Here is a 14,482-nt window from a genome sequence, read left to right as displayed (position 1 = left end):
GATGGCCGGAGGCGCGACCCCAGCCGCTGGGCTTAGCCCGCTGCGTGATGAGCTGATCCTGCACGCCGGGCCGGCTAACCGCGACGGATCGCCCAGTTGGACGCTGGAGGATCCGCTGCGCGGTCTCTATTTTCGTATCGGCTGGGCAGAAATGGCGATGCTATCGCGCTGGTCGATGGGGAATGCGGCGCAGATCGTGGCCGAGATTAACCAGACTTCTGCGCTGACGCTCGATGACAGTGACGTGCAGTACTTCAACCGCTTCTTGCAGGCCAACAGCCTGACGCGCGTTTCCGGTGATGACGCACTGGCGCAATTTTCTCGTCAGGTGGAACAGTCACGTGTTTCGATCTGGCGCAAGCTGCTGAAGAATTATCTGTTTTTTCGTATCCCCTTATGGCACCCCGATCGCTTTCTGGGCGCAACGCTGCCGTGGGTCGAACCGTTTTTCAGCCGAACTTTCCTCAAACTGACGCTGCTGGTGACCGTGCTGGGGCTCTTCCTCGCCGGACGCCAGTGGGAAACGTTCAAGCATACGTTTCTGCACTTCTTCACGCTGGAAGGTGCAGCGCTGGCGGGGCTGACGCTGTGCTTTACCAAGATCCTGCATGAGTTCGGCCACGCTTACACCTGCAAGCGCTTTGGTGCGCGGGTCGCCACCATGGGCGTCGCGTTTCTGGTGATGATGCCGGTGCTGTACACCGATACGTCCGGCTCGTGGAAGCTCACCCGCCGTCGGCAGCGGATGGCGATTGGCGCAGCGGGCATGATGACTGAACTGGTGCTGGCGGCGTGGGCGACGCTGGCATGGAGCTTCTTGCCGGACGGCATGCTGCGCAGCGCCGCGTTTATGCTGGCGACGACGACCTGGATTATGACGCTGGCGATTAACCTCAGCCCGCTGATGCGCTTCGACGGCTATTTCCTGCTTTCCGATGGGTTACAGATGCCGAACCTGCAAAACCGGGGCTTCGCTATCGGCCGTTGGCAGATGCGGGAATGGCTGTTCGGCTTAGGGGATGCGCCACCGGAGCACTTTCCGCGCTGGCTACAGCGCACGCTGGTGGGCTATGCCTTCGCGGTGTGGATATACCGTTTCTTCCTGTTTACCGGTATCGCGATTCTGGTTTACCACATGACGTTCAAACTGCTGGGGATGCTGCTTTTCGCGATTGAAATCGGCTACTTCGTGGTGATGCCAGTGGTGAATGAAGTGCGCGAATGGAGTAAACGCCGTAAGGATTACCGTATGAATCGTAATATGACGACAACGCTGGTCGTGAGTGCCGTGGTTCTGCTCTTGCTAATGATTCCCTGGCAGCGCGGCGTGTACGCCCCGGCGCTGCTGCGGGCGGAACAGCAAAGTAGCCTGTATATGCCCGTGCCTGCGATGATTCAACGCATTGACGTGAAGGTCGGCCAGCCTGTGCAAGCGGGACAAACGCTGTTTACGCTGTCGTCTGACGCGCTGACGCACGAACGGCAACAGCTGGAGCGACAAATCGCTACGCTGAACTGGCAAAGCACCTTTCAGGTATTCAACAAGGAAGCAGCTGGCGATCACCAGCGGGTGAAGCAGGAGCATGAAGCGGCGCTGCAAAAGTTACAGGTCTTGCAGCGTCAGTCTGAACAGCTGACGGTGCGTGCACCGATAGACGGCGTGGTGGCAGACATGACTACGCCACTGGAAACCGGCGAGTGGCTGGGACAGGGCGAATGGCTGGCGGTCGTCACCAAGCCAACCGGCGGACTGGTGGAAGCCTTCGTATCGGAAAAAGACTGGCAGCGGCTCCATACGGGCGCAAAGGGGACGTTTTATTTACAGGATGTGAGCCGCTCGTCGCTGCCGCTCACTATTGTGGAGATTGCCAGCACGGCAACCCGCGATCTGAACGCCGCGCCGGAATTGGCGTCGATTTATGGTGGTGATATTGCCACGCTGAGCGATGCGCAGCGCAAGCTGCATCCTGAACAGGCCGTTTATCGCGTGCTGCTCAGTCTGCCTGACGACTATCGTGCTCAGCCGCAGGTGCTGCGCGGCACGGTGGTGATGGACGGTGAGGCGCAAAGCCTGTTGATTCGCGGCTGGAAAGTGGTGTCCGCCGTACTGATCCGCGAACTGTCATTCTGATCAGTTTTGATTTCTGCGATGTCGATCCTGACTTTCTTCCCGTTATTGCCAGATTCTTGTTTGTGCTGGCAGTAGCGTGAAGGAGGGCGCTTATCCCCTCGACTATGTTGTTCCTGTTATCTCTATTCTATCTGTTTAAAATATTTGGCTTTTTACACTAGTGGTAAGGCAGCTACGTGACATCGAGATACACGGGGCTACCACGGTGCGAGGTATCCCTGCGGGAACCTCATCACCGTGTTTCCCCTAATATCTGACATCGGTCGTTACCTGAACCACTGTGATCCGACTGAACACAAGAGGGCTGACTGTGAAGCGATCTGTCTTGTTGTTGGTAGGGGCCATGCTGGCACCCTACAGCTATAGCGCGCAGGATAATGCGGTGTCGTTATCCGTTTCTGGTTTGAATACCGTTCTGGATAACGGCTTGCTAAAAGTCGCATTCGGTGAAGATGGCAGCGCGGTGAGCATGGTGACGGGAGGTAAGAATATCGTCACCAACCTGTCCGGTGCAGCGCGCGACCCAAGCAAAACGCGTAGCGCTTATCTCGATTACTATATTAATGATGCTCATGCTAAAGGCGTCAAAGATTTTGTCCCCGAGCGGGTAGAGGTGCTGCGCAACGATCGTGATATGGCGCATGTCGCCTATATCGACGACCGGGACGGGTTGTTACGGCTTGAATATCACCTGATTATGCGTCGCGGTGTTAGCGGACTTTATAGCTATGTCGTCGCTGAGAATAGCGGAACTCAGGACGTTAAAGTCAGTGAATTGCGTAACGTCTATCGCTTCGATCCCGCCCGGTTAGATCATCTCTACAATGGCGATCGTCAGGGTAAACCGCTGCTCTACAGCCAGCTTGAAGCGTCGCCGAAGGTGCAGGATGAAACCTGGCGATTGCCGGATGGCAGCATTTATTCCAAGTATGATTTCGCCGGTTACATGCGTGCCGCGCCTTTCTGGGGCGTTTTCGGTAATGGCGTAGGCGCGTGGCTGATTCATGGTAATCGGGAGTATTTCTCCGGCGATGCGCTCAAGCAGGATCTGCTGGTGCATCAGGATGCGATCATCCTGAACTACATGACGGGTTCACACTTCGGCACGCCGGATATGGTGGCCCCACCGGGCTGGAAAAAATTCTACGGTCCGTGGCTGCTGTATATCAATCAGGGCGATACCGGACACATGCTGGCGGATGCTCAGCGTCAGGCGCTGACGGAAACCGTCAGTTGGCCGTACAAATGGGTGGACGATTCCCGCTATGTGCGCGATCGCACGCAGGTGAGTGGACGCGTTGCCAGCCAGCAGCCGGTAACCGTTGTGCTTTCGTCATCGCTGGATGAACCGTTCGATGTGCAAACTCGTGGCTATTCGTATCAGGCGACCACAGATACTCAGGGGCATTTTGCGATTTCCCATGTCCGTCCGGGTAATTACCATCTGGCGGTATACGCCAACAGCGGTACGCAGCCAGGGATATTGGCAGAACAAACGCTGTCCGTTTCCGGTGATAAGCAAGCGCTGCCAGTGATAACCCTATCCAAAGCCGAACCGGTTGTTTGGGCCATTGGACAGGCCAATCGGCAGGCGAGTGAATTCCGCTTTGGTAATGAAGCCCGCAACACCCGCTGGCAGCATGAGGTTCCGGCAAACCTGACGTTCGATATTGGCCACAGCGACTATCAACGCGACTGGTATTACGCGCAGACCAAACCGGGAAAATGGGATATCCGTTTTGCTCTGCAACCTGAGAAAAAAACCTATTTCCTGAACATCGCACTGGCAGCAGCGAGCAACAGTGGCATGAGTGAGCCGACCATGCCACAGCTGGCGGTAGCGGTAAACGGCAGCACGCTGGAAACGCTGACTTACGAAAACGACAAAACCATTTATCGCGGTGCGCTACAGAGTGGTCGCTATCACATCGCCCGTATCCCAGTGTCATCCCGCTTTCTGAAAAACGGCAACAACACGATCACGCTGCAATTAAAAGGCGGCAGCGTGATGTATGACGTGGTCACATTAAGCGAGGAATAAATCCCGTTTTAACAAGGTGAAGCGTTGGATTGCAGAGAAGAACTGGCCCGCATTTCGCGGGCCAGAGAGAGATAGATTAGTGGGAACTGCCTTTTGATGCGCCGACGCCGGTTTGTGAGCGGACAAACTGTGCGTGGAAGCGTGCGCGTTCCTGCTGTCCGGCTTCGGAACGATCGGTGATGGAGAAGAACCAGATACCGATAAACGCAACCAGCATAGAGAACAGCGCTGGATAGTCGTAAGGGTAAATAGGCGTAGCATGACCGAGGATTTTCACCCAGATCGTCGGCCCTAATATCATCAAAATGACGGCCGTCAACAGCCCCGCCCAGCCGCCGATCATCGCGCCGCGCGTGGTCAGCTTCGACCAGTACATGGAGATGATAATAATCGGGAAGTTACAGCTCGCGGCGATGGAGAACGCCAGCCCGACCATGAAGGCGATGTTCTGGTTCTCAAACAGGATACCGAGCGAAATAGCCACCACGCCCAGCACCAGTACGGTGATTTTCGAGACTTTCAGCTCATCACGCTCCGTCGCTTTCCCTTTCTTGATCACGTTAGAGTAGAGATCGTGGGACACGGCAGAGGCACCCGCCAGCGTCAGACCGGCGACCACGGCCAAGATGGTAGCGAAGGCCACGGCAGAGATAAAGCCGAGGAAGAAGTCACCGCCGACTGCATCGGCCAGATGCACGGCCGCCATGTTATTCCCACCGATAAGTGCACCCGTCGCGTCCTTAAACGCAGGGTTCGCACTGACCAGCAGGATGGCACCAAAACCGATGATGAAGGTCAGGAAGTAGAAATAACCCATGAATCCGGTGGCATAGAACACGCTTTTTCGTGCTTCTTTGGCATCGCTGACGGTGAAGAAACGCATCAGGATGTGCGGAAGACCAGCCGTACCGAACATCAGACCTAACCCAAGGGACAACGCGGATATCGGGTCGGAGACCAGTCCGCCGGGGCTCATGATCGACGCGCCTTTTGGGTGAACCGCCATTGCCTGTTTGAACAGAGTGTCAAAGCTGAAGCCCACGGATTTCATGACCATGACAGCCATGAAGGTGGCACCGAACAGCAGCAGGACGGCTTTAATAATCTGTACCCATGTGGTGGCGAGCATGCCGCCAAACATCACGTACATCACCATCAAAATACCGACCAGCACCACGGCAATGTGGTAATTGAGGCCGAATAGCAGTTCGATGAGTTTCCCCGCGCCCACCATCTGTGCGATGAGGTACAGCGCCACAACCACCAGCGAACCACAGGCGGAGAGGCTGCGAATCGGGCGCTGTTGCAAACGGTAGGATGCGACGTCAGCAAAGGTATAGCGCCCGAGGTTACGTAGCCGCTCTGCGATCAGAAACAGAATAATTGGCCAGCCGACCAAAAAGCCAAGTGAGTAAATCAGGCCGTCGTAGCCGGAGGTATAGACCAGCGCAGAAATACCGAGGAAAGATGCGGCAGACATGTAGTCGCCCGCAATCGCCAGCCCGTTCTGGAAGCCGGTAATGTTGCCGCCTGCCGTATAGTAATCGCTACGTGAACGGGTTTTCTTCGACGCCCAGTAAGTGATATACAGCGTGCCGCCGACGAACAGCAGAAACATCACGATGGCCTGAATATTCAGCGGCTGGCGCTGAACATCTCCTGTGAGGGCATCCGCTGCCCACGCAAGCACCGGCAGCGTCAAAAGCCCGAACAGCATCATAAAGCGTATTTTCATTGCTTTACCTCATCCAGTAACTGCTTGGTCAGACGATCAAATTCACCGTTAGCGCGATACACATAGACGCCGGTCAGAATGAAGGAAATCGCAATCAATCCCACACCAATCGGAATGCCGCGGGTAATGCTGGAATCTGGAGCGATCGGCGTTCCCAGCCAGCCAGGCGCAAAGGCGATCAGCAGAATAAAGCCGACGTAAAGCACCAGCATGATGAGTGAAAGAAAAGCGGCAAAACGCTGTCGCTTGTTGACCAGTTCTCTGAATAAGGGGTTACTTTCAATCCGTTGATAAATGGCATCATTCATCGTAAGTCTCCAGTAATCTGTAGGGTTGAGTGCGACCGCGACGTCACCTTCTGATTTATCGCCACCCACATTCCCGCAAGCCACATCATGGCTTACGGGAATGGAGAGAGTGGTGGGTCAGAGAGTTATTGAGAGGCGGTACTCATAGCCTGCTTTTCTTCGAGCAGTTTTTCGACGACGCCAGGATCGGCCAGCGTTGAGGTATCCCCCAGATTGCTGGTGTCACCGGCGGCGATTTTACGCAAAATACGACGCATGATTTTACCGGACCGCGTTTTGGGTAAAGAGTCAGTCCAGTGCAGGATGTCCGGTGTAGCAATCGGACCGATTTCCTTACGCACCCAGTTGCGGACTTCTGTATACAGCTCGCTGGACGGCTCTTCGCCGTGGTTCAGCGTAATGTAGGCGTAAATAGCCTGCCCTTTCATATGGTGCGGAATGCCGACCACGGCTGCTTCGGCAATCTTGGGGTGTGCAACGAGCGCTGATTCGATTTCCGCCGTCCCCAGACGGTGCCCGGAAACGTTCAGCACGTCGTCAACACGACCCGTGATCCAGTAATAGCCATCTTCGTCACGGCGCGCGCCGTCACCGCTGAAGTACATGCCTTTAAAGGTGGAGAAATAGGTTTGCTCAAAGCGGTCGTGATCGCCAAACAGGGTTCGTGCCTGACCCGGCCAGGAATCCACGATGACCAGATTGCCTTCAGCGGTGCCTTCTTGCGGGTTACCGAGGTTATCGACGAGCGCAGGCTGCACACCGAAGAACGGGCGCGTCGCGGAGCCGGCTTTCGCTTCAATCGCGCCGGGCAGAGGGGTAATCATGAAGCCGCCCGTCTCTGTCTGCCACCAGGTATCGACGATAGGGCATTTGCCATTGCCGATTTTGTTGAAATACCATTCCCAGGCTTCTGGGTTGATCGGTTCACCGACGGAACCCATGATCCGAAGGGATTCACGCGATGTGCCCTCGATCGCTTTATCACCTTCAGCCATCAGCGCGCGGATCGCGGTGGGAGCGGTATAGAGGATGTTGACCTTATGCTTATCGACCACTTGCGCCATGCGGCTGGCGTCTGGCCACGTTGGTACACCTTCGAACATCAGCGTAATCGCACCGCATGCCAGTGGGCCATAAAGCAGGTAACTGTGCCCCGTGACCCAGCCAACGTCCGCCGTACACCAGTAAATGTCGCCGGGATGATAGTCGAAGACATACTTGAAGGTCAGCGCAGCATAAACCAGATAGCCACCGGTGGTGTGCAACACGCCTTTGGGTTTGCCGGTCGAACCTGACGTATAAAGAATAAAGAGCGGATCTTCCGCATTCATCTCTTCTGGCGGACAATGATCGTCTGCTTTTTCAACCAGATCGTGCCACCACAGATCGCGCCCGTCCTGCCATTCACCGATCTTACCTGTGCGGCGGAAAACGATAACGCTGGAAATGGTGGTGACGTTCGGATTCTTTAACGCCTCATCAATATTCTTCTTCAGCGGAATCACTCGTCCGGCGCGTACGCCTTCATCGGCAGTGATAACTAATTTGGCATTGGAGTCGATGATGCGCCCGGAAATCGCTTCGGGAGAGAAGCCCCCGAAGATCACCGAATGAATCGCCCCGACTCTGGCGCAGGCCAGCATTGCCACCGCTGCTTCCGGCACCATTGGCATATAAATAGCAACAACATCGCCTTTTTTGACGCCCTGCGACTTCAGCACATTGGCGAAGCGGCACACGGACTGATGCAGCTCACGGTAGGTGACTTTTTTACTTTCTGTCGCGTCATCACCTTCCCAGATGATGGCGGTTTGATCGCCACGCTCGGCCAGATGGCGATCCAGGCAGTTTGCTGCCACATTGAGTGTACCGTCTTCAAACCAGCGGATACTGATGTGGCCGGGGTCGAATGAGGTGTTCTTGATCGTTTTATAAGGTTTGATCCAGTCGACGATCTTTCCTTGTTCGCCCCAAAAGGCGTCGGGGTCGTCAACGGACAGCTGATACATATTTTTGTATTGCTGGGCATTTATCAGTGCATTTTCCGCAATTGAAGCGGGAATAGCGTGTTTATTATGTTGTGTCATAGCGCTTCTCCTTAAACATGTTAATGCTATGTCAAATAATGGTTAATTCTAGTTAACCAGTTATCTTTGTTTCTTTTTTGCGCGATTGATCACGCAATGCAGGAAAAGCAGTGGGGGATTACTTAAAAGATAGTCTTTCGGCTCAGAAAATAGGCAACTTTTTCGTGGTAGCCAAAATGCAGTAAGTGATGTATGTCACAATATGACTGCCAGCAGAATTATCAGGGCTGTTATAATGTCATAAACGATCAATTCATTGTTTTCAATAGATTATATCTATTGTTATCAAGTTTTTGATCGCCCTTTACGATCAAAAGGCATAAAGATCCCGCTTATTCAGCCGATAGTAAAAATCCTGTTCAGAGTATATTCCTACGTAGGCCAGCTATTTAGCGCGTTCAACTATGGCTGATGTGTTGAAATTTTGTTCCAGTTGTTAATTATATGTAGACTATTAATGAAATAGATTTATCTGATTATCAACGGGCAGATAAGTGTGAATAATCTACACTTTAGGTGGGTTCCACAGCACAGATGTCGACCTTCTTAAAAGCGTAAAGATGCCGTGTGCTAGCCGCTGAAAAAAGAAAAATGAAGTGTTATTTTTTGTATCTGATTCAGAAATATTCGGTTTCCAAAAATAAATAACATAGATATACCCAACATCACTGACGCTGAGTAAGGCGGCAGATGTTTGAGCCCCGGTAGCCTGAGAACGTGTAAACGGTTCCGGTTAGTGAAATTCACTATTTTGATTAGGTGATTTTCTGGGGTGGGGAAGAACACTATTAGTCCGGAAACCTTTTAAATTCCGGTAGGTTGATTGCTTATCAATGGTGCGCCGTGGCGTCATAGCGCGCTGTGAGATATCTTTTTACATAGCATGATGCAGAGGAAACAATGAGTCTGATATTTGGCCGGAATGAGATTTTAGGCATGCTTTCTCAACCAGTTCAGAATGATAGACGTGCAGTGGCGGTGATTGACGAGAAATGTAAGGTCGTCTGTGCGAATTCTGCCTTCAACGCCCATTTTGGATTGCGTGCTGAAATGAATACGCCCGTCTCAATTGATGATGTACTACCTATCAACGTGAAGTTTGCCTATCACGATTTTATGACGAATTCCAACATGTTGAGTACGCGCGTGGTCTCGGATTTGTTGTCTGATGGCTTTACCAAAAAGCAGCTAAGTACGCTGTCTTTTTCGAAACTGAACGTCGAAAACCGGGTGCTTTCTTTGCTGATCCTAAACCAGGATGCAGTTGAGCCTTCGACAAATCTGGCGTCGTGAGCTTGAGTAATCGTAGATTATCTGGCCGGAAGAGTAGGGTTGTGTATTTTTCAGTGAAAAATAACGACAAAAGAAAAATTATTGCTATTAATAACGTTGCTATAGCTACCTTAGCCCCGTTTTCTCTCAAGTAATCGATTTCTCTAATACTCACTGACGGCCAGCAGAACGATAAAGCAACACGTAGCTTTTGTGGATGGAGAATAAAAAGCGTTCTTTATTAGTCACAATGATGTGAAAAATTAATAAAAATAGATGGTTAACTATTTTATTGCATATATTATGCCTGTTTAAAATAATCAGCGAAACGTTTCGCTCTTATCCAGCCCTGCTTCTTGCCTATTCACTCTCCCTTCTGATTACGCGTGAATTATTCCTGTAGACATCATGGTTTATTAAACACTGGTAATAAGCTCTGTAAATTTTCTTTATTTTTAGCGTGTTGAATCCGCCAGGATGACGAATAAATAAATAGACTATCGTCTAATTATGGATGTGGTTTAGCTTATATAGCGCTTATCGCCATATAGCACGTTTTGATAAAATCGACGTCAGTTTTTATTAGTCACCGTATCGGTTTACCAATATTGGCAACGTATTTTCCCTAATATTTCTGATTGATAACGATTACTTTAATTATTTTTCGATTTCTGGTTCCCCTTTTTACGTTCTCAATTGGCATAGCTTCTGAAAACAAGCGTTTCTTATGCGATAGGGGATAAATAATGGTTAAATTCCGTACCCACCTATTGGCGCGTACTTTACGTGCCGGGGTACTTGGGGCATCGTTTGCCTCAGTGTTGCCAATGGCGGCGGCCTATGCTGCGTCTGCTGCACCTGTCCAGCAATATGCGGTGTCGTCTGGCCCGCTCAATCAGGTGCTCAATCAATTTGCCCAGCAGGCTGGCGTATTGCTGTCTTACGATCCGGCTGTCGTGGCGGGTAAGCGCGGTGCGGGGTTGCAGGGGAACTACAGCGTTGAGCAGGGTTTCCAGCAGATCCTCAGCAACAGCGGCCTAAGTGCACAGTACAGTGCCGATGGTAGCGTGACGCTGGTGCAGCGTACGGCGAGTGAGCCTGTATCAGCACCTGCTACCGCTAAAAACGATCGGATCGTCGTTACTGCTCCACCGAATACAGCAATGAAGCTGGATGTGCCGATTTCAGAGACACCACGTGCGGTGGCGGTTGTGACGGAGAAGCAGATCGAAGAGCGCGGCGCGCAAAAGATCGATCAGGCGCTGCGCTATAGCAGCGGTATTCTCGCGACGCCATACGGGCCGGACAATAAAGCCGAATGGGTGACTATTCGTGGATTTAGCGATCAGTCTCGGTTTCAAAATGGCCTGGCGACGCTGAATGAAGATGGATTCTACGGCCAGCAGATTGAGCCGTTCGGCGTCGAGCGTATCGAAGTCCTGAAAGGCCCAGCCTCCGTTCTGTACGGGCAAAACCCGCCGGGCGGTCTGGTTAACGTCATCTCCAAACGACCAACGCGTTTGCCGCAGGGGAAAGTCGAGCTGGAATACGGCTCTAACGATTATCGCCATCTGGCTGTCGATAGCGCAGGTCCGCTAAATGATGACGGCTCGGTGCTGTATCGAGTGGTTGCGTTAGCGCGTGATACCTCGGGCGAGATGGACTTCTCGAAGAGCAAGCGCCTTTATCTGGCACCGAGCGTCACGTTCCTCGGAGAAGACACGGAATTGACCGTGTTAGCCAGCTACATGGATACGAAATCCGACACGACCAACGGCTTTAAGCTGCCGTACGGTACACTGCAGGGCACGCCGTTTGGCAAAGTCGGCTATAAAACGTCGCTGGGCGAACCGGGTATGAACCGCCACGATACCCGGCAGTTCACTCTGGGCTATGAATTCACGCATCATCTGAACGACACCTGGACGTTCCACCAGAATGTGAATTACGCCTATCTGAATTTGGATCTGCGCAATGCTTATGCGCTGAGTATGGCGAACGATCGTCAGGCTAATCGTGGGCTGACCTACCGTGACGGCTTTGCGCAAAACTGGGCTACGGACAACCGTTTAGTGGGAGAATGGCAGTGGGAAGACATTGAAAATACCCTGCTGCTTGGGTTCGACTACCGCCGTGCTAATACGCAAAGTCGCGATGGAAACCTGTACGCCTTTGGTAGCCCTATCGACATCTTTAATCCGGTTTACGGCAACTATACGTCGCCGGACAGCCAACTGTTTGCTCACCGCTCTGGCCGCCATCAGACCGGGTATTATGTTCAGAACCAGATTAAGTATGACGAGCGTCTGATCTTCTTGCTGGGTGGACGTTACGACGTGGCGAAGTCTCGCGACCGTAATTTTTCATCAGGCGCTGATACTCGCACCGACGATACCAAATTTACCAAGACTGCTGGGGTAATGTACCTGTTTGATAACGGTATTTCTCCTTACGTCAGCTACTCGGAATCGTTCTTGCCAGTGTCGGGTCGTGATGGTTACGAACGTCCTTATGTACCGGAAGAAGGCCAGCAGACGGAAGTTGGCGTGAAATATACGCCAGAAGGCTTTAACGGCTATGCTTCTGCTGCTCTGTTTAATCTGGAACAGAAAAACGTTAAAACGACGGATCCTAAAAACCCAAGTCTGACTATTCAGGCGGGTGAAGCGCGTTCACGCGGCCTTGAATTAGAATTGAGCGGTGAGGTGTATACCGGTCTAACGCTGACGGCAAACTACACATACAACGAAGTGGAAACGACCAAATCAGGTACCGTCGGTGAAGTGGGTAAACGCCTACCGGGACTGCCTGAACAGATCGTGTCTGGCTGGGCGACTTATGCCTTTAACGGCAAGCTGGAAGGATTAAGTATCGGCAGCGGTGTGCGTTATGTTGGCAGCTCTTACGGTGACATTGCCAATTCAGCAGACATGAAGGTTCCAGCTTATACGCTGTGGGATGCGATGATCGCCTATGATTTCAGCAAAGACTGGCGGTTGCAGGTTAATGCAACCAACCTGACAAACCGCGAGTATGTCAGCGCCTGTAACTACTGGTGCTACTACGGTGAAGGCCGTAACGTTAGCGCGAATGTCAGCTATCGCTGGTAATCCTCCTTCTCGACTCTCACTGAAAGAAGCCCCGGGCTTCTTTCTTTTTGCATGCAATCCCTACACGCCCTCCTTTTTCGTGTAATCGGCATGATAAACGCGAATAGTCGTTGACTTTGCTTTTAATGATAATGAAAATCATTTCATTGCTGTCACATTGAGCGAATACCGTGAAGAGTCCCGCCGCTGCCTGCCCCCATCAGCCTGAAACCTTAAACGTTCAGCAGATTTATCATGACCATCATGCTTGGTTACAGGCGTGGTTGCGTCGACGTTTGGGGTGTTCTCAGCAGGCAGCGGATCTGGCTCAGGATACGTTTCTACGTTTGATCTGCCAGCATCAGGCCGATCGCATCCGTGAACCGCGTGCCTGGCTAACGACGGTCGCCCACGGGCTGGTGGTCAATCACTGGCGACGTAAAGACATCGAGAATGCTTATCTTCAGGTGCTGGCAGAGCAGGAGTTTACTTTTTCTCCCTCACTGGAACAGCAGGCTATGGTAGTGGATGCGCTGATGGCCATCGACCAAATGCTGGCGACGTTGCCGGGCAAAGTGCGTCAGGCATTCTTGCTCGTGCATCTTGATGGCCTGACCTATCGGCAGGTTGCTGAACAATTAGCCGTTTCCGAGCGGATGGTGAAAAAATATATGGCACAGGCAATGCTGAATTGTCTATTGTGTCAGGACTTATGATTTCCTCTATTACTTCTTCTATTCCGAAAGATGTTCTTCATGCCGCCGCTGAGTGGTATGCCACGCTGTATGACGAAGACTGCTCCGAACACGAGCGTCAGGCATGGCAGCGATGGTTACATCAGGATGATACCCACCGGCTTGCCTGGCAGCAGGTTGAACAGATTCACGCCCGCTTCCACGCGGTAGACAGCCAATTAGCCTCTTCGGTGCTGAGCAAGCGAGGTGGTGAACGTCGGCGCATGCTCAAACTGTTGGCGATTGCCAGCCTTACCGGAGGTGTGGGCTTTAGTCTGCCGTGGGAAAGCTATGCGGCGGATTACCACACGGGAACGGGCGAAACGCTTGAGCTCAACATCGAAACGGGGATGACCGTCTGGCTCAATACGGATTCGGCATTGAATCAGCAGGGCAACCCCGCGTTGTCTCAGCCGCTGACGTTTCAATTGCTCAAAGGCGAATTGATGTTGGATAACCGAACGGCTCACGCCGCCCGGCTGACCACGCCTCATGGCGACCTCGCGGCTTCTGCGCATTCCTGCCAATTAGCGCTGCGCTATACGTCCGCCCACAGCGTTCTCTCCGTTTTTAGCGGTGAGGTCTTGCTACAAACGGCTGTACCCGCTGCGCAGCGCGTGACGGCAGGGCAGCAGGTTATCTTTACCCGAGACAGGAGCAGTGAACCCGCGCCCGTTGAGAATTTCCGCCAGAGCTGGCGCAAAGGGCAACTGGTCGCGGATAACATGCCGTTAGGACAGTTCGTTAATGAAATTGCCCGCTATCACCACGGTTATTTTCATGTTGATTCTGCGGTGACGACGCTACGGATTTCGGGCGTTTTTCCGCTACATGAAACCGATCGCCTGCTTGACGCCGTTGTGCGGACGCTGCCAGTGAAGGTGACCCGGCGTTTTTCCTGGTGGGTGGATATCCGTCCGAGCTAAAACACGGCTGGTATTTCGCTGATAAAACACCAAAAATATCCCTCGTTTGTTATCACTCGCAGAATAGACGTAAATCTGGCGCATATATATCAATCTGTTGGTACCGAAAAAGGCGTAACATACTCCACAAAGAGTACCCTCAGCGTTGCCTCTTCATAC

Annotated in this window: 9 protein-coding genes; 6 read left to right on the top strand and 3 right to left on the bottom strand. The window is 52.5% G+C overall.

The genetic code is table 11. From position 1 onward, the window contains the following. Position 1: 1 nt before the first annotated feature. Positions 2-2,131, top strand: coding sequence for an HlyD family efflux transporter periplasmic adaptor subunit (locus NXT09_RS13550; protein ID WP_268580012.1), 2,130 nt, complete (start codon positions 2-4; stop codon positions 2,129-2,131). Positions 2,132-2,441: 310 nt separating this feature from the next. Continuing rightward, positions 2,442-4,172: a polysaccharide lyase family protein gene (locus NXT09_RS13545; RefSeq protein ID WP_268580011.1), complete on the top strand. Its 1,731-nt coding sequence runs from the start codon at positions 2,442-2,444 to the stop codon at positions 4,170-4,172. A 76-nt stretch (positions 4,173-4,248) separates the two neighbouring features. On the opposite strand, the gene actP is transcribed toward NXT09_RS13545, so the two are convergent. The 3 genes from actP to acs form a co-directional block, all read right to left on the bottom strand. Continuing rightward, entirely contained in the window at positions 4,249-5,907 is a 1,659-nt protein-coding gene (gene actP / locus NXT09_RS13540; RefSeq protein WP_010295745.1) for a cation/acetate symporter ActP, read from the bottom strand. After that, complete coding sequence (locus NXT09_RS13535) at positions 5,904-6,215, bottom strand: DUF485 domain-containing protein (RefSeq protein ID WP_011092414.1); 312 nt, start codon at positions 6,213-6,215, stop codon at positions 5,904-5,906. Before NXT09_RS13535 ends, actP begins: the two co-directional genes overlap by 4 nt. A 125-nt stretch (positions 6,216-6,340) precedes the next feature. Further along, positions 6,341-8,302 carry an acetate--CoA ligase gene (gene acs, locus NXT09_RS13530; protein ID WP_205553414.1) on the bottom strand — a complete coding sequence of 654 codons (1,962 nt, stop codon included), beginning with the start codon at positions 8,300-8,302 and terminating at the stop codon, positions 6,341-6,343. 900 nt (positions 8,303-9,202) lie between these two features. Between acs and NXT09_RS13525 the strand changes: the two genes are divergently transcribed. The 4 genes from NXT09_RS13525 to NXT09_RS13510 all read left to right on the top strand — a co-directional run bounded on the left by NXT09_RS13525 (position 9,203) and on the right by NXT09_RS13510 (position 14,323). Next, positions 9,203-9,595, top strand: coding sequence for a hypothetical protein (locus tag NXT09_RS13525; RefSeq protein ID WP_010282300.1), 393 nt, complete (start codon positions 9,203-9,205; stop codon positions 9,593-9,595). A gap of 725 nt (positions 9,596-10,320) precedes the next feature. After that, positions 10,321-12,684, top strand: coding sequence for a TonB-dependent siderophore receptor (locus tag NXT09_RS13520; protein ID WP_205553412.1), 2,364 nt, complete (start codon positions 10,321-10,323; stop codon positions 12,682-12,684). Between the two features lie 170 nt (positions 12,685-12,854). Then, entirely contained in the window at positions 12,855-13,379 is a 525-nt protein-coding gene (locus NXT09_RS13515) for a sigma-70 family RNA polymerase sigma factor (RefSeq protein WP_240584559.1), read from the top strand. Beyond that, positions 13,376-14,323: a FecR domain-containing protein gene (locus NXT09_RS13510; protein ID WP_268580010.1), complete on the top strand. Its 948-nt coding sequence runs from the start codon at positions 13,376-13,378 to the stop codon at positions 14,321-14,323. Before NXT09_RS13515 ends, NXT09_RS13510 begins: the two co-directional genes overlap by 4 nt. Positions 14,324-14,482 lie beyond the last annotated feature (159 nt).

Source organism: Pectobacterium jejuense (assembly GCF_026800125.1).
In the GTDB taxonomy this organism is placed as follows: Bacteria; Pseudomonadota; Gammaproteobacteria; order Enterobacterales; family Enterobacteriaceae; genus Pectobacterium; species Pectobacterium jejuense.
Note: the sequence above shows the minus strand (reverse complement) of the source record. Positions and strands in the feature narration are given on the sequence as shown.

What these genes read in the sequence shown, in the direction of transcription:
- NXT09_RS13550 (WP_268580012.1), top strand. Translation starts at nt 2, where the DNA reads ATGGCCGGAGGCGCGACCCCAGCCGCTGGGCTTAGCCCGCTGCGTGAT.
- actP (WP_010295745.1), bottom strand. Translation starts at nt 5,907, where the DNA reads ATGAAAATACGCTTTATGATGCTGTTCGGGCTTTTGACGCTGCCGGTG.
- NXT09_RS13535 (WP_011092414.1), bottom strand. Translation starts at nt 6,215, where the DNA reads ATGAATGATGCCATTTATCAACGGATTGAAAGTAACCCCTTATTCAGA.
- acs (WP_205553414.1), bottom strand. Translation starts at nt 8,302, where the DNA reads ATGACACAACATAATAAACACGCTATTCCCGCTTCAATTGCGGAAAAT.
- NXT09_RS13525 (WP_010282300.1), top strand. Translation starts at nt 9,203, where the DNA reads ATGAGTCTGATATTTGGCCGGAATGAGATTTTAGGCATGCTTTCTCAA.
- NXT09_RS13520 (WP_205553412.1), top strand. Translation starts at nt 10,321, where the DNA reads ATGGTTAAATTCCGTACCCACCTATTGGCGCGTACTTTACGTGCCGGG.
- NXT09_RS13510 (WP_268580010.1), top strand. Translation starts at nt 13,376, where the DNA reads ATGATTTCCTCTATTACTTCTTCTATTCCGAAAGATGTTCTTCATGCC.